Source organism: Clostridium tetanomorphum (assembly GCF_017873215.1).
In the GTDB taxonomy this organism is placed as follows: Bacteria; Bacillota; Clostridia; order Clostridiales; family Clostridiaceae; genus Clostridium_AO; species Clostridium_AO tetanomorphum.
In genome coordinates, this window is the sequence record NZ_JAGGKA010000014.1 from 70667 (window position 1) to 90042 (window position 19376).

Here is a 19376-nt window from a genome sequence, read left to right on the forward strand (position 1 = left end):
ATTATGTAATATTATCTAATTATAAGATTTTCGGGGAGGTGAAAGTATGATATTTGAAAAAGTTAAAAATATAATTTCTGAACAGCTAGGAGTTGACCCAGAAGAAATTACTATGGAAGCATCTTTCATAGATGATTTGGGGGCAGATTCACTTGATATTGTTGAGCTTATTATGGCATTAGAAACTGAATTCGATTTAGAAATACCAGATGAAGATGCTGAAAAAATATCAACAGTAGGAGATGTAGTAGAGTACATAAAAGCTCATACTGAAGAGTAATTTTAAGTCCCGTGTATACGGGGCTTTAACTTTTATTTAAATATTGAGGTTTATTGTTGAATTTGTTATGATTAAAAATTTTAACAAATTGAATAATAAACCTGTAAAATAAGGAGTTACTATATATGGAAAGAAAAAAGTTTTTCAAAGAACTAGAGTATAAGTTAGGAATAATATTTAAAGATGAATCTTTGATTAGAATAGCTCTTACACATAGTTCTTATGCAAATCAAAAAAAGCATATTAAATATAATGAACGATTAGAATTTCTAGGAGATTCTGTTTTACAACTTGTAATCACAGAATATTTATTTATGAATTATAAGGAGAAATCAGAAGGAGAATTATCAAAGAAGAGAGCTTTAATAGTTTGTGAAAATTCTTTGTTTGAAATAGCCCAAAAATGGAAGCTTGGAGAATATATGCTCATGAGCAAAGGAGAAGAATTAACAGGTGGTAGAGTAAGAGCATCTATTTTAGCAGATTGTGTTGAAGCTATAATTGCAGCGATATATTTAGATCGAGGATTAGAAATTGTTAAAACTTTTATTATTAGTAATTTTAATGGGATAATAGATAGAGCTATGAAAGATGAAATAATATTAGATTATAAAACAAAACTTCAAGAAAAATTACAAGAGCATGGAGATATAGATATTATATATAATCTTGAGAAATTCGAAGGTCCTCCTCATAGAAGAAAATTCTATACTAAGGTTCAAATAGAGGATAAGATTTTGGGTAAAGGTGAAGGATATAGTAAAAAAGAGGCTGAACAAAATGCAGCTAAAGAAGCCATTAAAAAAATGGAGGAAAGATATGAGTAAAAGACATTATATAATACCTATATTTGTACCTCATGAAGGATGTCCTCATAATTGTGTGTTTTGTAATCAAGAAAGTATAACTGGTAATGAGGAAGTAGTAGATGAAAGTTATACAAGAAATGTAATAGAAAATTATTTAAAAACAATAGATAGAGATAATTCTATAATTGAAGTATCCTTTTTTGGAGGCACATTTACTGCTATTCACATAGATAAGCAAAAAAGACTATTAAAAGTTGCAAAAGAATATAAGGATAAAGGATATATAGATTATATAAGATTATCAACTAGACCAGATTATATAGATAATATTATATTAAATAATCTAAAAAAATATGGAGTGGATATAATAGAGCTGGGAATACAGTCTATGGATAAAGAGGTGCTAGAAAAATCCGGAAGGGGTCATTTGGAAGAAGACGTTTATATTGCATCAAAGCTTATAAAAGAATATGGTTTCACTTTAGGGCATCAGATAATGTTAGGACTTCCAGGGGATACTTTTTTAAAAGACATAAAAACTACTGAAGAAGTAATATCTATGAAGCCAGATATATGTAGAATTTATCCAGCTTTAGTAGTAAAAAATACACCCATGGAAATTATGTATAATAATGGCATATATACTCCATATTCTATAAAAGAAGCATTGAATATTTGTAAAATAATTTATTCCATGATGATAGCTAATGGAATACAGGTTATAAGAGTTGGTTTACAACCTACAGAAGAAATAAATGTAGGAAAAGATATAGTAGCAGGACCATTTCATCCTGCATTTAGAGAATTAGTAGAAAGTAGTATATTAAATGATATGATATATGAATTTGTAGTTGAAGAAAATTTAAAGGATTTTTATATACAGATAAATAGTAAGGACATTTCCAAATTATATGCTAATAAAAAAGAATTTTTCTGCGACATTCTAGGAAGATTAAAGACAGATAAAGTTAAAGTTATTCAAAATAATGGTGTTAATCAAGGAGAAATAATAATAGGTACGGATAAAAATTGTAATTGTCTGTCGATATCTAGCTATATTTTAAAAAAGTATAAAGAAGGAAATTTTGATATTTCATAGAATAATATTAATAAATTATTAATTGATGTAATGTTCAATATAAAAAATACAATAATGAAAAGTAAATTTAATGAAGTCATGGGGGAGGAGTTATTTATGGAAATATTAAAAGTATCCGCTCAATCAGAACCAAAATCTGTAGCAGGAGCATTGGCTGCGACTATTAAGGAAAAGTGTAGCGCAGAAATTCAAGCTGTTGGTGCGGGAGCTGTAAACCAGGCTATAAAAGCAATTGCTATTACTAGGGGATTTGTAGCTCCAAATGGAATTGACTTGGTTGTAGTTCCAGCCTTTTCAGAGGTAAATATAGAAGGAGAGGAAAGAACGGCAATTAAATTTATTGTAGAACCTAGATAATTTTAAATAATTTAAAGAGTAAAAACCATGCTGTAGCATGGTTTTTATTTTTAGAATTGATATTTTGGGTTATATAATATAAACTATTATATTGTTAAGTAATTTAAATAAAATATTAAACATAAATTTGGAGGAGATTAAGGTGAAAAAGCAGCAAAGAGAAAAATCTAAAAAAATAATGGCATATGTGATTCTCGTAATCTTTATAGCTAGTTTGATTCCTATGATATTTGGTAGATAGGGAGTTGTAGCATATGAACTTAAAATCAATTGAAATACGAGGTTTTAAATCTTTTGCAAATAAAACTGAATTGACTTTTAAAAATGGAATCACAGCTATTGTAGGACCTAATGGTAGTGGTAAAAGTAATATATCTGATGCTATAAGATGGGTGCTTGGAGAACAAAGCGTTAAGAGCCTAAGAGGCGGAAAAATGGAAGATGTTATATTTGCAGGAACTCAATTTAGAAAAGCTGTAAGTTTGGCTCAAGTTTCCTTAACATTAGACAATAGTAATTCTGAGTTACCTATAGAATACTGTGATGTTACTATCTCCAGAAGAATATATCGTTCTGGAGATAGCGAATATTACATAAATAATACTCAATGCAGATTGAAAGATATTCAAGAGTTATTTATGGATACTGGTATTGGTAAAGAAGGTTATTCTATTATAGGGCAAGGTAAGATAGAAGCTATATTAAGTGGAAAGCCAGAAGAAAGAAGAAGCCTTTTAGAAGAAGCAGCAGGTATAGTAAAATTTAAAAGAAGAAAAGAAGAAGCGGAAAAGAAACTAGAAAGTACTGAATCAAACTTAACCAGAATAATGGATATTCTAAGTACCTATGAAGAAAGGTTGGAACCTTTAAAAATAGAGAGCGAAAAAGCAAATAAATTTGTCCAAATAAATAATGAATTAAAAAATAAAGAAGTAAATTTAACTATTCATTCTATAGAGAATGTAGTAAATAAAATATCTGATGTAAATTCTAAAATGGAAATTTTGAAAAGAGAAATAGAAAATATAGAAAAGAATACTATATGTTATAAAAACGTTCTAAATGATTGGAATAAAAAACTGGAGAATTTAGAAGAAAAGATTTCTGTTGATAAAAAGAATTATTATAATGAAAAAGAACAATTGAATAAAATAATTGGAGATATAAGTATACTTAAAGAGAGAATAAACAATTTTCATAAATACATAAATGATACATTACAATCAATAGATGAAATAAGAAATAAAATAAGTTCCTTAAAAATAATAAAGGATGAGGAAGAAAAAAAATTAAAGGAAGATCAAGTTGTACAAAAGGATTTAAATAGTATCATAATAAATTTTGAAAATGATGTAATTGCTTTTAATTCATCTATAGAAGATAAATTAAATAAAATAAAAAAATACAAGGAAGATCAAATTGAATATTTAAGTAATATTTCTAACGTAAAAAATGAAATAATTATTATTACTAACAATATTGAAGTTTTAAACAAAAAATTAGATGGAATAAAATCTTCATGTGAAAGTTGTATTAATTCAATTAAAATTAATTCTAATACTGCATTAGCTATAGAAGAGGAAATAAAAAAGCTTAATGCAAATGTATTGACATATGAAGATAAAATTAAAAAAAATAAGAAAGAAATAAGCAACATAAATTCTTTATTAGGTACAAAAGATAAGAAACTGAAAGATTTAAATAATTCTAGAAGTAGATTAGAAGCAAATCATAATCTTTTAGTAAATTTAGATAAACATTATGAGGGATATAATAAGTCTGTAAAAACTTTGATGCAGCATATACATAAAGATAAAATAAAAAGAGCATATGGAAATACTTTTGTATTAGGTGAAATTATAGAAGTTAAAAGGGAGTTTGAAACTGCTATAGAAATAGCATTAGGAGGAGCAATTTCAGACATTATAACCTTAGATGAAGGTATTGCAAAAATTTTAATTAATTATCTTAAAGAAAACAATTTAGGAAGAGCTACTTTTCTTCCTCTAAATATAATAAAAGGTAAAAAAATATTTATTAATGAGGATATAAAAAGTATTCCTGGATACATAGGTATTGGTAGTGAATTAATAAGTTATGATACTAAATTTTCTAATGCAATAGAATATGTTTTAGGGAGAACAATTATTTGTAAGGATATGGATACCTCTCTTGTTATAGCTAAAAAAATAGATTACAGTTATAGAATAGTTACTCTTTCAGGAGAAGTGATAAATGCAGGTGGATCCTTAACAGGAGGAAGTGTATTTCGTAGTAAAAATACAAACATAATAGGTAGAAAAAGAGAAATAGAAGAAGTTAAAGAAGAAATGAATAAGGTAAATAGAGAAATAGAAGCTTTATCAAACTCTATAAATTTTGATAGAGAAAATATAAAAAAGTTAGATGAAGAATCTTTGAATCTGAAGGATCAAGTATATTACGAAAATATTGAAACAACAAAGCTACAAGAGAAGCTTTCTTCTATATGTGATGATAACATAAAGTTAAAAAATAGGTTAGAGGTTTGGAATAAAGAAATAGAAAATATAAATGAAGAATTAAATTTAAGCATTGCTCAAAAAGAAGAAAAGATGGAAAATTTAAATACATTACAAGCGGCAGAAGAAGAAAATTCTAAAAATATAGTACATTTAGAAGAACTTTTAGAAAACAGACAAAAACAAATAGCAGCATTAAGGGATAAACTTACATCTAACAAAATTAAAAAAGCGCAGATAGACGAAGTTGTATCAAATAAACTGAAAGATTTAATTAGAATAGATAAGGAAATAGAAGAACTTAATATAAAACATGAAGAAATGATAAATAGCATAGATAAGTGTGAGGAAGAAAAACATAAATGTGAGCAAAGTATTTTAGAAAAAGAAGATAAATGTAAAAGTATCACAAATGTAATAGAGAAGCTAGAAAACAATTTTAAAGAAGGGGAAATACAAATAATAAAAATAAAAGATTCTATTAAGGAGAATAAAGATAAACTTGATGAATGCTATTTGATAAAAAATAAAAAAGATAGTGAATTACATAAAATAGAAATTTATTTTGCTAAAATTCAATCAGAAAAAGAAATTTTGTATAATAAGTTAAATGAAGAACATAACTTAGATTATATAGAAGCTATAAAGTATAAAGAACCTATAGAAAATATAGAAACTTATAAAAATAGTATTTATAAATTAAAATCTCAAATAACTTCACTAGGAGTAGTTAATTTAGGAGCTGTTGAGGAATATAAAGAAGTAAAAGAAAAATATACTTTTATGAACAATCAGAAAGAGGATTTAATAACAGCAAAACAAGAGCTTTTAAAGTTAATAGAAGAAATGACAGATAAAATGAGAGTAGTTTTTAATGAAAACTTTAATAAATTAAAAGTTCTTTTTAATGAAACTTTTAAACAATTATTCAAAGGTGGAAATGCAGATTTAATATTATCTTCTGGAGATGAATTGAATGGGGCTATTGATATTACTGTTCAACCTCCAGGAAAGAAGTTGCAAAATATCAATCTAATGTCTGGAGGAGAAAAAGTTTTATCTGCAATAGCATTACTTTTTGCTATATTAAAAATGAAACCTACTCCTTTCTGTATATTAGATGAAATCGAAGCAGCTCTAGATGACGCTAATGTAATGAGATATGCAGAGTTTTTGAAAGAATTTTCAGGAAATGTTCAATTTATTGTAATAACTCACAGAAAGGGAACTATGGAAGCTAGCGATGTGCTATATGGTGTAACTATGGAGGAAAAAGGGGTTTCAAAAATAATTTCAGTAGATTTAACAAATTAAGGAGTGATATATATGTTTGGAGGTTTTTTTGATAAGCTAAAACAAGGTTTAACGAAAACTAAAGATAATTTTACAGATAAAATAAGTGAAATGCTTAATTTATATGTAAATATTGATGAGGATTTATATGAGGAGTTAGAAGAAATACTAATAACTTCTGATATAGGAGTAGAAACATCATTAGAAATTATTGAAAAATTAAAGGAAAAAATTAAAGAAAAGAAGATAAAGGAGCCAGCAGAAGTAAAGCCATGCCTAAAAGAAGTACTAATTGAGATGTTAGGAGAAGAAAAAGGATCTATAGTTCCAGAGAGCACACCAGAAATAATGTTAATTGTAGGAGTAAATGGGGTAGGAAAGACTACATCCATAGGAAAGATATCATATAAATTAAAGGACGAAGGATATAAGGTGCTTATGGTTGCAGCAGATACATTTAGAGCTGCAGCTATAGATCAGTTAGAAGTTTGGAGCAAAAGAGCTGGAGTTGATTTGGTAAAGCATAAAGAAGGTTCTGATCCAGCAGCAGTTGTTTTCGATGGAATTCAAGCAGCAAAGGCAAGAGGGGTTGATGTGCTTATTTGTGATACTGCTGGTAGACTTCATAACAAGAAAAATTTAATGGATGAGTTAGGGAAAATAAATAGGGTAATTGAAAGAGAATATAGTGAAGCAACAAAACATACTTACTTGGTGTTAGATGCTACTACAGGTCAAAATGCTGTATTACAGGCAAAACAGTTCATGGAAGTATGTAAAGTTGATGGGATTATATTAACAAAGTTAGATGGTACTGCTAAAGGCGGAATTGTTATTTCAATAAAACACAGTTTGAATATCCCGGTTAAACTTATTGGAGTTGGAGAAGGCGTAGAAGATTTGCAAGAGTTTGATCCAAAGGAATTTGTCGAAGCCCTTTTCTAAAAAAATATATAGGTGTTAAGTAAAAATACTTGACACCTATATATATATTTGATATTATATATTTTGTCAGTTAATGAGAAAAGGAGTGAGTGTGTAGAGTGTTCTACAGGTCTCATGGATAAGAAAATAGAAATTTCAATACTTCTAGATTATTATGGGGTACTTTTAACAGATAAACAAAGGACTATAATGAATTTATATTACAATGAAGATTTTTCTTTGTCTGAGATATCTGAACATACTAATACTAGTAGGCAAGCAATATATGATTTAACTAAGAGATGTAATAAATTGTTATTAGAATATGAAAAAAAATTAAAATTAATGCAAAAAAATGATGAATTTATGAAATCTAAAGAGTATATATTAAGTAAAATTAATGATTTAGAACAAATATGTAAAGATGACAAATGTATAAATATAATTTCTGATATAAAGAATAATTTAATTAATAATTTTTAGGAGGATAACTATGGCTTTTGAAGGATTGGCCTCTAAGCTTCAAGAAACTCTTAAAAAGCTTAAAGGAAAAGGTAAGCTTACAGAAAAAGATATTAAAGAAGCAATGAGAGAAGTTAAATTAGCACTTTTAGAAGCTGATGTAAATTATAAGATAGTTAAAGACTTTGTAAAAAGTGTTAGTGAAAAGTGTACTGGCAAAGAAGTTTTAGAAAGTCTTACTCCAGGGCAACAGGTTATTAAAATAGTTAATGAAGAACTTGTTGAATTAATGGGAAACAAGGAAAGTGAAATAAATTTTTCTCAAACTGGCATAACAGTTATTATGCTAGTTGGACTTCAAGGTGCAGGTAAAACAACTATGGCTGGTAAATTAGCTTTACAGCTAAGAAAGAAAAATAAGAAGCCGTTACTTGTAGCCTGTGATATTTATAGACCAGCCGCAATAAAGCAGTTACAGGTAGTTGGAAAACAAATTGAAATTCCAGTGTTTACATTAGGCGATAAAGTGAATCCTGTGGATATTTCTAAAGCGGCTATAAAACATGCTAAGGAAAATAGTAATAATGTAGTGATAATTGATACTGCTGGAAGACTTCATATAGATGAAGAACTAATGGATGAACTTAAAAATGTAAAAGAGAGTGTTAATCCAAATGAAATACTTTTAGTTGTAGATTCAATGACTGGTCAAGATGCTGTAAATGTAGCAGAGAGTTTTAATTCACAACTTGATATTACAGGCGTAGTTTTAACAAAACTAGATGGTGATACTAGAGGTGGAGCAGCTCTTTCTATAAAATCTATGACAGGGAAACCTATAAAGTTTATTGGTGTGGGAGAAAAAATGAGTGATTTTGAAGTGTTCCACCCTGATAGAATGGCTTCAAGGATTCTTGGAATGGGAGATGTGCTTACTCTTATAGAAAAAGCACAGCAAGCTATTGATGAAAAAGAAGCTGAAAAAATAGGCAGCAGAATAATGAATCAGGAATTTAATTTTGAAGACTTTTTAGCAGCTATGCAACAGATGAAAAAACTTGGACCTTTGAATAAGATTATGGAAATGATGCCAGGAATCAATTCAAAAGAACTTAAAGGTGTTGATTTAAGTCAAAGTGAAAAAGAATTAAAAAGGATAGAAGCAATTGTAAGTTCTATGACTATAAAAGAGAGAAGAAACCCAACTCTTGTAAGTGGTTCTCCTTCAAGAAAGAAAAGAATTGCTAATGGATCAGGTACTAATATTCAACAAGTAAACAAAATATTAAAGGATTTTGAAACTATGAAGAAAATGATGAAGCAAATGAAGGGTATGCAGAAGGGGTTCGCAAAGAAAAAAGGTTTATTTGGTAAATTGCCATTTTAACATAAAAACATATTTTTAAAGGAGGTGAAAAACATGGCAGTAAAGATAAGACTAAGAAGAATGGGTGCTAAGAAAGCTCCTTTCTACAGAGTTATTGTAGCAGATTCAAGATCTCCAAGAGATGGAAGATTCATTGATGAAATAGGTTACTACAACCCAACAACAGAACCAGCTACAATTAAAATTAATGAAGAAAAGGCAGTTACTTGGGTAAAGAACGGTGCTCAGCCAACAGATATAGTTAAAAAGCTTTTTGTAAGAACTGGATTAAATGAAAAGCTTTCTAAATAATTTGGGGGTGTAGTACATGAAAGAATTAGTTGAAATCATAGCTAAGTCACTAGTGGATGACCCTGATATGGTTCAAGTAAATGAAATTGCTGGAGAGCAATCAATTATACTTGAACTAAAGGTTGCACCAGAAGACATGGGAAAAGTAATTGGAAAACAGGGAAGAATAGCAAAGGCTATTAGAACTGTTGTAAAAGCAGCAGCCATTAAAGAGAATAAAAGAGTTGTTGTAGAAATAATATAAAAAAAGAGTTAGGTGCTGCCTAGCTCTTTTTTTAAAAAGGAGAATTAATTATGAAGGAATTTTTAAGTATTGGTCAAATTATAAATACCCATGGATTAAAAGGCGAGCTAAAAATATATCCCTTAACTGATGATATAAGAAGATTTAGAAATTTGAAAAGAGTATTTATTAACAATGAAGAAAAAAAAGTAATTTGGTGTAAATTACAAAATGATAAAGTTATTTTAAAAATAGAAGGGATAGACTCTATAGAAGATGCCATAAAATATAGAAATAAATATCTTGAAGTACCAAGAGCAGAAGCTGTCAAATTGCCAGAGGGACGATACTACATAGCTGATTTAATAGGATGTAAAGTATTTGATGAAAATGAAGAAGAAATAGGAACTTTAGTAGATGTGATTCAAACTAAAAGTAATGATGTATATTGTGTAAAAGGAGAAAAAGAAGTACTAGTACCTGTGTTAAAAACTATTGTGGTTAGTATTGATATAGAAGAAGAAAGAATAATTATTAAACCTATAAAAGAATGGCTTGCAGAATAGATATTCTTACACTTTTTCCAGAAATGTTTAATGTATTTAACCACAGTATAATAGGCAGGGCAATAGAAAAGAAAATAATAGATATTAATACAGTACAAATTAGAGACTTTACTTTAGATAAACATAAAAAAGTTGATGACTATCCCTATGGTGGAGGGGCTGGAATGGTAATGGCAGCACAACCTATTGTAGATGCTATATCCTATGCGAAAAATAAAAATAGAGGTAAAGTTATATTTTTAGGTCCTAGAGGAAAAACTTTCAATCAAGAAATGGCCAAAGAATTATCTAAAGAGGAAGAATTAATATTTTTATGTGGACATTATGAAGGAATAGATGAAAGGATTTATAAATATATTGATTTAGAAATATCTTTAGGGGATTTTGTATTAACTGGAGGAGAAATGGCTTGTATACCTATTATAGATAGCATATGCAGACTTATACCGGGAGTATTAGGAAGAAACGAAAGTTTTATGGAAGAGTCCTTTTATGAAGGAGTTTTAGAGTATCCTCAGTATACTAGGCCAGAAGAATTTAGAGGAGATAGGGTACCAGAAGTACTTACATCTGGACATCATGAAAATATAAGAAAGTGGAAAAGGCTACAATCCCTATTGATTACTAAAGAGAAAAGACCTGATTTATTTAACAGGCTAAATTTAACAGAGGAAGATAAAAAAATATTAAATGAATTTTATAAGAAAATGTAAGTTTAATATTGAAAAATATACATACATATGGTAGAATTAACTTCGTGCTAGTACGGGCGGTCCTCTGTCTATGATTTATTAAGGCATGAACGTCTAATTATATATGAGGAGGGAATGCACAAATGTTAGAAGTAATCAGAGCTATAGAAGCAGAACAAATTAGAACAGACTTACCTAAATTTAACGTAGGAGATACTGTTAAAGTTTATGTAAGAATTAAAGAAGGAACTAGAGAAAGAGTTCAGATGTTCGAAGGAACAGTTTTAAAGAGACAAAATGGTGGATTAAGAGAAACATTTACAGTAAGAAGAGTTACTTCAGGAGTAGGTGTTGAAAGAACTTTTCCTGTTAATGCTCCAACAATTGAAAAAATTGAAGTTGCAAGAAGAGGTAAAGTAAGAAGAGCTAAATTATTCTATTTAAGAGATAGAGTAGGTAAAGCTGCAAAAGTTAAGGAATTATTATAATAAGAATGGGGCTTTTATAGTCCCTTTTTTATATTACGGGATGGTGATTATTATGGTAAAACAATTAGTAGAATTGGGAAAGTCAATTCTTATAGCGATTATAGCGGCATTTTTAATAATAACTTTTATATTTGAGACAGTTCAGGTTGACGGTCTTTCAATGTATCCTACCCTTCATAATAAGGATAGGCTTATAGTGGAGAAAGTATCTTACTATTTTAGAAAGCCAGCTCAAGGAGATATTGTAGTAATAAAATATCCAGCAGATCCTAAGGAAAAGTTTATCAAAAGAGTAATTGCTGTAGGTGGAGATAAAGTTAGAGTAGAAAATGATAAAGTATATGTAAATGGAAAACCTTTAGAAGAAAATTATATATTTGAACAAAGAATGCAGGATTTTAATGAAATTACAGTACCAGAGAATACTATATTTGTTATGGGAGACAATAGGAATAATAGTTTAGATAGTCGAGATGAAAGAGTTGGATTTGTAAAATATAACATGGTAGTAGGAAGGGCAGCTTTGAGAATATATCCATTTAACAGTGTAGGAAAAATAAGAGCAGCAGCAAAAAATAATTGATTAAGTTGAGACTTAGGAAAGGATAGATATTATGGCAATAAATTGGTTTCCTGGTCATATGGCAAAGACAAGGAGAGAAATAAAAGAAAATTTAAAGTTAGTAGATGCGGTTATAGAAATTAGAGATGCTAGAATAGTTAAATCTAGTTCTAATCCAGAGATAGAAGAAATTTGTGGTATGAAGCCTAGAATTATTTTATTAAATAAAAGTGATTTAAGTGAAAAAAAGATTACAAATAGTTGGATAAAAGAATTAACTAAAGATAATGTAAAAGTGCTATCAGTTAATTGCTTGAATGGCGAAGGCATAAAAAATATAAAGCCTATGCTAAATGAACTATTAAAGGAAAAACATGAAAGATTGAAAAATAAAGGATTAGTAAAAGTTGTTGATAGAGTTATGGTGGTTGGTATTCCAAATGTAGGTAAATCTTCTTTTATAAATAAAATGGCTAAGAATAATATAGCTAAGATAGGAGATAAACCAGGAGTAACCAAGAGTAAACAGTGGATAAAAACAAAAATGGATATAGAATTAATGGATACACCAGGAATATTATGGCCAAAGTTTGAGGATGAAAAAGTTGGTCTAAATTTAGCTTTTACAGGAGCCATAAAAGATGAAATAATGGATATCGAGACATTAGCTTTAAGACTTATAGAAAAATTACAAAATGATTATTCAGAAAATCTAAAGTCTAGATATAAATTAGAAGAATTAGATGAAAATCCTTTAACTAATATGGACAATATAGGAAGAAAAAGAGGGGCAGTTATAGCTAAAGGAGAAATTGATTATAATAGGGTAGCAATTATGTTACTAGATGAATTTAGAGGAGGAAAATTAGGAAACATATCTCTTGAAAAACCAGAAGATGAATTATAATTTAATATTTAATTCTAAAGGAAAGGTAGCATAAGATAATGAATTTAGAAAGTTTGAAAAATAATGTAGAAATTTCTACCCTTAAGTTTACAGATATAAAAAGCAAGGTTTGTTCTTTAGAAGAAGAATATTGTAGTGAAGTTAAAGAACATTTAATAGAAATAGCAAAATTTTTAAAACAGGATAAAAGAAAAAATGTAAAGAGTTTGAGTAATAGAATTCTGAAATTTATTCAAAAGCATGAAGATGAAATAAACAGAGTTAAAGGAATGTATAACTTTGATAAATCTTTTGGTAAATATACTTATATAGCAGGAGTGGATGAAGTAGGAAGAGGCCCTTTGGCTGGACCAATAGTTGCTGCTTCTGTTATATTAGATTTAAATTATAAAAATTATAATGACTTAATTTTAGGAATAAAAGATTCGAAAAAACTCTCACAAAAATCTAGGGAGGAGTTATCACAAATAATAAAAAGCAAAGCATTGTATTATAATATAGTAGAAATAGATAATGACATAATTGATTCCAAAGGAATAGGTTGGTGTAATAATGAAGTCTTAAAAAGATCCTCTATGGGTTTAGATGTTAAACCACAATTAGTTATTTCCGATGGATACGCAATAAAAGATATAAAATTTAAAAATGAATTTATAATAAAAGGAGATAATAAAAGTGCGTCTATTGCAAGCGCTTCAATTATAGCTAAGGTATATAGGGATAAAAAAATGGAGAAATATGCAGAAATTTATCCTAATTATGGTTTTGAAAAAAACGTAGGCTATGGAACTACAGAACATATTGAAGGAATAAAAAAATATGGGACATGCCCTATACATAGATTAAGTTTTCTAAAAAATATTCTTTAATATTATAGTTGAAAAGCATCTTTTATTAATTTTATATAAAAATCATCATTTTTGTGATTTAAAGTTACTTCAATTACATCAAATCTAAACTTAAACTTATGAAGATTTTTTTTCAATATATATAGTTGAGCGGTTTTGTATATTCTATATTGTTTTATTAGATTAACTGCTTCTCCAGGTGTGCCATATAGACTTCCATACCTGGATTTTACTTCTATAAAACTTATATAATCGCCGTCCTTTCCTATTATATCTATTTCCCCTTGTTTGCACCTAAAATTTTTATCTAGTATAATATACCCATTTTGAATAAGATAACTTTGAGCTAAATTTTCACCTAAAGTTCCTACTTCCTTCTTATAGGAATGCATAAATACTCTCCTTTCATTTTTAATATAAATAACTAATAATGAAGTATATTCACTTTACAATAATTAATATAATAATATGAATTATATAATTATATTATACTATAAATGAGAATATATCAACTAGTGGTAAAATTCGAAAAATTGATAAAATTATTTTTGGAATTTTAAATCCTAAATTTTTATTTAGGATTTTTTGTATTATAAAAATTTTTTTGTCAAGAATTCTAAAAAAGGTGGTGATGTCATTGGCTGTTAAAATTAATACTGCTACATTTACAGGAATAGAAGGAATAATGATAGATGTAGAAGTAGATATTTCTAGAGGATTACCTTGTTTTAACATAGTAGGAATGCCTAATATAGCTGTAAAAGAATCAAAGGAGAGAGTAAGAGCGGCTATAATAAATTCTGGATTTGAATTTCCAGTTGGGAGGATTACCATTAATTTAGCTCCAGCAGATTTAAAGAAAGAAGGCTCTTTATTTGATTTGCCTATAGCTATTGGTATTTTATTAGCTACAAATCAAATTAAAATAGATAATGTAGAAAAATATATATTTATGGGAGAATTATCTTTATTAGGAGAGTTAAGAATGGTAAAAGGGGCATTACCTATAGTAATAGAAGGCATAAAAAATAATATATATAGCTTTATAGTACCACTAGAGAATAAAGATGAATGTTCAATAATCAAGGAAGCAAAAGTATATCCATTAAGTAATTTAAATGAAGTAGTTGGATACTTAAAATATAAAGATTTACTACCCTATAAAAATAAGTATAAATTTAATATTTTAAATAAATATTCTATAGATTTTTCTGATATTTTAAGTCAAGAAAGTGCTAAAAGAGCAGTTGAAGTAGCAGCAGCAGGAAATCATAATATAATTTTATATGGTCCTCCAGGTACAGGGAAGACCATGATTGCTAAAAGAATTCCAACCATATTGCCAGATATAACATATAAAGAGGCTTTAGAATGTACCAAAATTTATAGCGTAGTGGGAGCATTAAAAGAAAAAAAAGGGTTAATAGTAAAGCGTCCTTTTAGGGATCCACATCATACTGCATCTAAAATATCTCTTGTAGGAGGCGGAATTAATTTAAATCCAGGAGAAGTATCTTTAGCTCATAATGGAGTGCTATTTCTAGATGAATTATTAGAATTTAAGAAAGATGTTTTAGAATCATTAAGACAGCCTTTAGAAAATAGAAAAATAAAAATAAGCAAATCTTCAGGAACAGTAGAATACCCATGTAATTTTATGTTAGTAGGGGCTTTAAATCCGTGTCCGTGCTCCAAAATTCCATGTGAATGTTCTGAGTTAGAGAAAAGAAGATATATAAATAAATTATCTGGTCCTCTTTTAGATAGAATAGATATTTTTACACCTCTTTCTAAGTTAGAATATAGAGAAATAAAATCTACTACAAAAGGCGAAAATTCTAAAACTATAAAGAAAAGAATTGATAAGGCTAGAAAAATCCAAAAAGAAAGATTTAAAAGTTATAGTATATTGACTAATGGAGAAATGAATGGGGAAATGATAATGAAATATTGCAAATTAAAAGGGAAGGCTGCATCATTTATGGAAAAAGTTTATGATAAATTTAATTTTAGTACAAGAGTATACACAAGAATATTAAAGGTATCCAGAACTATTGCAGATTTAGAAGAAAAACAGGATATAGAAGAAGTAGACTTAATTGAAGCTCTTCAATATAGGAAATTTTTAGATAATATAGTTTAAGGAGAGATGTTTATGAATTTTTATGACATATGGTTTTCAACAGTTAAGATTTCTAATAAAATAAAGATTAAATTAATAAAAAAATTTAAGACTACTGAGGCCATATGGAAATACTGTAATGGTAAAGAAAATCATTTTTCTAAAATGATGGAAGAAAACAAATTTAAGAGTTCATTGATTAATTCATGGAATAAAGAAAAGATAAATAATATAGGAGAAATATTAATAAAAGAAGGTATTTCTACGATTAATTACTATGATAAACTTTATCCAAAAAAACTTAGAAATTTTGAAGATTCTCCTACTATATTGTTTTATAAAGGAAATATAGAAATGTTGAATAATAATAAATCTGTAGCTATTGTAGGTTCTAGAAATCATAGTTATTATGGAGAAAATGTAACAAGAATATTAGCTAGTAAACTAGGGGAAGAAAATATAAATGTGATTAGTGGTATGGCAAAAGGAATTGATTCTTTTTCACATAAATCATCGCTAGAAAGTGGAGGATACACTTGTGCTGTATTAGGCTGTGGAGTAGATGTTATATATCCAAAAGTAAATAAAAAATTGTATTATGAAATTATAAATAAGGGGTGTATCCTATCAGAGTTTCCTCCTAAAACTCCGCCTTATGCATATAATTTCCCTTTAAGAAACAGAATAATTAGTGGAGTGAGTGATTTAATTGTTATAGTAGAAGCCTCAGAAAAAAGTGGAAGTTTAATAACGGCTTCTTATGCTTTAGAACAGGGGAAAGATATAATGGTAGTACCAGGAACTATATTTTCAAAAACTAGTAAAGGAACTAATAAATTAATAAGGGATGGAGCATATCCGTTGACATCAGTAGAAGATATTTTTAATATATTAAATATTAAGTACTGTTCTAAAGAGGAGAAAACACCCGTTTTTCAAAGGGAAATTGAACATAAGATATATAGTAATATAAAAGATAGACCAATACATATAGATGACATATTGAAAAAGACTAATGTTGACATTAAGCAATTATATGAGGTATTATTTGAATTGCAACTTAAAAATCAAATAACTTGCCTTTCTGGTAATTATTATGTTAGAATTGCAAATAGTGTTTAATATATTATAAATTATAATATTCTAATACTATAAGCAATAAAATTAATAATAAATAGAAAGCAACTTACGTCATATAAAATATTAAATATAATTGAGGACTAGTTGTTAAAATGTAACACATGCTATCAGTATACTAACTTATATTAAAAAAACTATGGGTAGTAATGATGGCAAGTGAAAGATTTAAATTAAATACTATCATATAGGGGGTGTAACCTCTGATACTAGCTATCGGAGTATAAGATGGGACGAAAACTTGTTATTGTAGAATCACCAGCAAAAGCAAAAACTATAGGAAAATATTTGGGAAAAAATTATGTAGTTGAGGCATCTATGGGTCATGTAAGAGATCTTCCTAAAAGTCAATTAGGAGTTGATATAGATAACAATTATACACCAAAATATATTACTATTAGAGGAAAAGGAGAACTCTTAGATAAGATAAAAAAAGAAGCTAAAAAATGTGATGAAGTATATTTAGCTACAGACCCTGATAGAGAAGGAGAAGCTATATCTTGGCATCTTTTAAAGGCATTAAAATTGGATGAAAGTAAAAAGTGTAGAATAGAGTTTAATGAAATAACTAAAAGTGCTATAAAGACAGCTATAAAACAACCAAGAGAAATAAATTTAAATTTAGTTAATGCACAGCAAGCAAGAAGAGTGTTGGACAGATTAGTTGGATATGAAATAAGCCCTATATTATGGAGAAAGGTAAAATGGGGATTAAGTGCAGGAAGAGTGCAATCAGTAGCCTTAAAGATGATATGCGATAGAGAAAGAGAAATAGAAAAATTTATTCCAAAGGAATATTGGACTATAGAATGTAGCTTACATAAAGAACAAAACAAAAATAATTTTATTGTTAAGTTAATTTCTAAACAGGGAAAAAAAGTAGAGATAAATAATGAAGAAGAAAGTAAAGCTATAATTGATGAATTAAATCAAGGGGAATTTTTGGTTAAAAATGTGAAAAAATCACAAAAAACAAAAAATCCATTAGCACCATTTACTACTAGTACATTACAACAAGATGCCTATAAAAAAATAAACTTTTCTACTAAAAGAACCATGTCTATAGCTCAACAGTTATATGAGGGCGTAGATATAAAAGGACATGGTACTATAGGTTTGATAACATACATGAGAACTGATTCTGTAAGAATTTCTAAAGATGCTCAAGAAGCTGCAAGAAATTTTATAATAGAAAAGTTTGGAGAAAAGTATATTCCAAAGGAAGTTAGAGAATTTAAGGGGAAAAAGAATATACAAGATGCCCATGAAGCTATAAGACCTACTAATGTGGAAATAACTCCAGAATTAGCAAAAGAAAATTTAAGTAATGAGCAATATAAATTATATACACTGATATGGAACAGATTTTTGGCTAGTCAAATGGCATCCTCCATTTTAAAGGCTACTTCAATAGAAATATTAAATAAAGAATATTTATTTAAAGCTACAGGATCAACTGTAGATTTTGATGGATTTATGAAAGTATATGAATATGCGACAGATGAAGAAAAGGATTCCATTAAATTACCTATATTGCAAATAGGTGAAAAATTAGATAAAAAATCCATAGATGGCAAACAACACTTTACTCAGCCACCTGCTAGATTTTCAGAAGCGTCTTTAGTTAAGACTCTAGAAGAGAATGGTATTGGTAGACCTAGTACTTATGCTCCAATAATATCAACATTACTCGAAAGAAAATATATAGAGAGAGAAAAGAAAACTTTAAAATCTACAGAGCTAGGTTTTATAGTAAATGACATATTATCGGAGTATTTTAAACCTATTGTAGATGTGGAATTTACTGCAGAAATGGAAGATAAATTGGATAGCGTAGAAGTTGGAAAAGATGATTGGCAAAGAATAGTCCATCAGTTTTTTAATCCATTGAAAGAACTTATAGATAAAGCAGAAAAAGAAGTGGCAAAAGTCACTATAGAAGATAAGGTTACAGATGTAATTTGTGAAAAATGTGGGAAGAATATGGTGATAAAACATGGTAGATTTGGAGATTTCTTAGCCTGCCCTGGTTATCCGGAATGTAAGAATACAAAACCTATTGTTGAAGAGATCGATGCAAATTGTCCGAAATGTGGAGGAAAAATACTTGTAAAGAAGAGTAAAAAAGGGAGAAAGTTTTATGGATGTGGAAACTATCCTAATTGTGATTTTATAAGCTGGTTTGAACCAGTTAATGATAAATGTCCTTTGTGTAATGGTAATATGGTTAAAAAATATAGCAAAGCAAAGGGAAATTACATTGAGTGTACAAACGAAAATTGTAAAAACAGAATATACAAAACGGAAGAGAAAGAATAAATTTATGTAATTATAAAGCTTTAAGTTAAATGAGATTTTAAATAAAGAATTTATTATATTACGCCACTAATAATATGGATCTATTTAGGTTATATTTATTAGTGGCGTA

The 19376-nt window shown here is 28.1% G+C and carries 20 protein-coding genes; 19 read left to right on the forward strand and 1 reads right to left on the reverse strand.

Annotated features, from left to right (window positions below; genetic code table 11):
- Nucleotides 1–46: 46 nt before the first annotated feature.
- The 16 genes from acpP (at nucleotide 47) to rnhB (ending at nucleotide 13710) form a co-directional block, all read left to right on the forward strand.
- On the forward strand, nucleotides 47–280 hold the full coding sequence (gene acpP, locus J2Z24_RS13850) for an acyl carrier protein (RefSeq protein ID WP_035148540.1): 234 nt from the start codon (nucleotides 47–49) through the stop codon (nucleotides 278–280).
- Between the two features lie 125 nt (nucleotides 281–405).
- Nucleotides 406–1107, forward strand: a complete 702-nt coding sequence (gene rnc, locus J2Z24_RS13855) for a ribonuclease III (protein WP_035148541.1) — start codon at nucleotides 406–408, stop codon at nucleotides 1105–1107.
- The gene (locus J2Z24_RS13860) at nucleotides 1100–2188 is read left to right on the forward strand and encodes an elongator complex protein 3 (RefSeq protein WP_035148542.1); all 1089 of its coding nucleotides are present in this window, start codon (nucleotides 1100–1102) and stop codon (nucleotides 2186–2188) included. Before rnc ends, J2Z24_RS13860 begins: the two co-directional genes overlap by 8 nt.
- A gap of 96 nt (nucleotides 2189–2284) precedes the next feature.
- Nucleotides 2285–2545 (forward strand): stage V sporulation protein S, encoded by a 261-nt coding sequence (locus J2Z24_RS13865; RefSeq protein ID WP_035148543.1) that lies wholly within the window; start codon nucleotides 2285–2287, stop codon nucleotides 2543–2545.
- A gap of 254 nt (nucleotides 2546–2799) precedes the next feature.
- Entirely contained in the window at nucleotides 2800–6360 is a 3561-nt protein-coding gene (gene smc, locus J2Z24_RS13875) for a chromosome segregation protein SMC (RefSeq protein WP_035148544.1), read from the forward strand.
- Nucleotides 6361–6372: 12 nt separating this feature from the next.
- A complete protein-coding gene (gene ftsY, locus J2Z24_RS13880; protein WP_035148545.1) occupies nucleotides 6373–7284 on the forward strand; it encodes a signal recognition particle-docking protein FtsY in 912 nt (303 codons plus the stop codon).
- Nucleotides 7285–7398: 114 nt separating this feature from the next.
- Nucleotides 7399–7746: a putative DNA-binding protein gene (locus J2Z24_RS13885; RefSeq protein WP_035148546.1), complete on the forward strand. Its 348-nt coding sequence runs from the start codon at nucleotides 7399–7401 to the stop codon at nucleotides 7744–7746.
- A gap of 10 nt (nucleotides 7747–7756) precedes the next feature.
- Nucleotides 7757–9112 carry a signal recognition particle protein gene (gene ffh, locus J2Z24_RS13890; RefSeq protein WP_035148547.1) on the forward strand — a complete coding sequence of 452 codons (1356 nt, stop codon included), beginning with the start codon at nucleotides 7757–7759 and terminating at the stop codon, nucleotides 9110–9112.
- 33 nt (nucleotides 9113–9145) lie between these two features.
- A complete protein-coding gene (gene rpsP, locus J2Z24_RS13895) occupies nucleotides 9146–9403 on the forward strand; it encodes a 30S ribosomal protein S16 (RefSeq protein WP_035148548.1) in 258 nt (85 codons plus the stop codon).
- 16 nt (nucleotides 9404–9419) lie between these two features.
- Nucleotides 9420–9647 carry a KH domain-containing protein gene (locus J2Z24_RS13900; RefSeq protein ID WP_035148549.1) on the forward strand — a complete coding sequence of 76 codons (228 nt, stop codon included), beginning with the start codon at nucleotides 9420–9422 and terminating at the stop codon, nucleotides 9645–9647.
- Between the two features lie 50 nt (nucleotides 9648–9697).
- A complete protein-coding gene (gene rimM, locus J2Z24_RS13905) occupies nucleotides 9698–10192 on the forward strand; it encodes a ribosome maturation factor RimM (RefSeq protein ID WP_035148550.1) in 495 nt (164 codons plus the stop codon).
- Nucleotides 10177–10905 (forward strand): tRNA (guanosine(37)-N1)-methyltransferase TrmD, encoded by a 729-nt coding sequence (gene trmD, locus J2Z24_RS13910; RefSeq protein WP_035148551.1) that lies wholly within the window; start codon nucleotides 10177–10179, stop codon nucleotides 10903–10905. Before rimM ends, trmD begins: the two co-directional genes overlap by 16 nt.
- Before the next feature lie 122 nt (nucleotides 10906–11027).
- Nucleotides 11028–11372 carry a 50S ribosomal protein L19 gene (rplS, locus tag J2Z24_RS13915; RefSeq protein WP_035148552.1) on the forward strand — a complete coding sequence of 115 codons (345 nt, stop codon included), beginning with the start codon at nucleotides 11028–11030 and terminating at the stop codon, nucleotides 11370–11372.
- A gap of 52 nt (nucleotides 11373–11424) precedes the next feature.
- Nucleotides 11425–11955 (forward strand): signal peptidase I, encoded by a 531-nt coding sequence (gene lepB, locus J2Z24_RS13920; protein ID WP_035148553.1) that lies wholly within the window; start codon nucleotides 11425–11427, stop codon nucleotides 11953–11955.
- 31 nt (nucleotides 11956–11986) lie between these two features.
- The gene (ylqF, locus tag J2Z24_RS13925) at nucleotides 11987–12841 is read left to right on the forward strand and encodes a ribosome biogenesis GTPase YlqF (protein WP_035148554.1); all 855 of its coding nucleotides are present in this window, start codon (nucleotides 11987–11989) and stop codon (nucleotides 12839–12841) included.
- Between the two features lie 38 nt (nucleotides 12842–12879).
- Nucleotides 12880–13710, forward strand: coding sequence for a ribonuclease HII (gene rnhB / locus J2Z24_RS13930; RefSeq protein WP_035148555.1), 831 nt, complete (start codon nucleotides 12880–12882; stop codon nucleotides 13708–13710).
- A 2-nt stretch (nucleotides 13711–13712) separates the two neighbouring features.
- Here rnhB and J2Z24_RS13935 read toward each other — a convergent pair whose 3' ends face one another.
- Nucleotides 13713–14081, reverse strand: coding sequence for a YraN family protein (locus J2Z24_RS13935; RefSeq protein ID WP_035148556.1), 369 nt, complete (start codon nucleotides 14079–14081; stop codon nucleotides 13713–13715).
- Nucleotides 14082–14326: 245 nt separating this feature from the next.
- On the opposite strand from J2Z24_RS13935, the gene J2Z24_RS13940 reads away from it, so the two are divergent.
- From J2Z24_RS13940 to topA, 3 genes are all read left to right on the forward strand, one after another.
- Nucleotides 14327–15832: a YifB family Mg chelatase-like AAA ATPase gene (locus tag J2Z24_RS13940; RefSeq protein WP_035148557.1), complete on the forward strand. Its 1506-nt coding sequence runs from the start codon at nucleotides 14327–14329 to the stop codon at nucleotides 15830–15832.
- Between the two features lie 12 nt (nucleotides 15833–15844).
- On the forward strand, nucleotides 15845–16933 hold the full coding sequence (dprA, locus tag J2Z24_RS13945; protein WP_035148558.1) for a DNA-processing protein DprA: 1089 nt from the start codon (nucleotides 15845–15847) through the stop codon (nucleotides 16931–16933).
- Between the two features lie 243 nt (nucleotides 16934–17176).
- Complete coding sequence (gene topA, locus J2Z24_RS13950; RefSeq protein WP_035148559.1) at nucleotides 17177–19267, forward strand: type I DNA topoisomerase; 2091 nt, start codon at nucleotides 17177–17179, stop codon at nucleotides 19265–19267.
- Nucleotides 19268–19376: the final 109 nt, after the last annotated feature.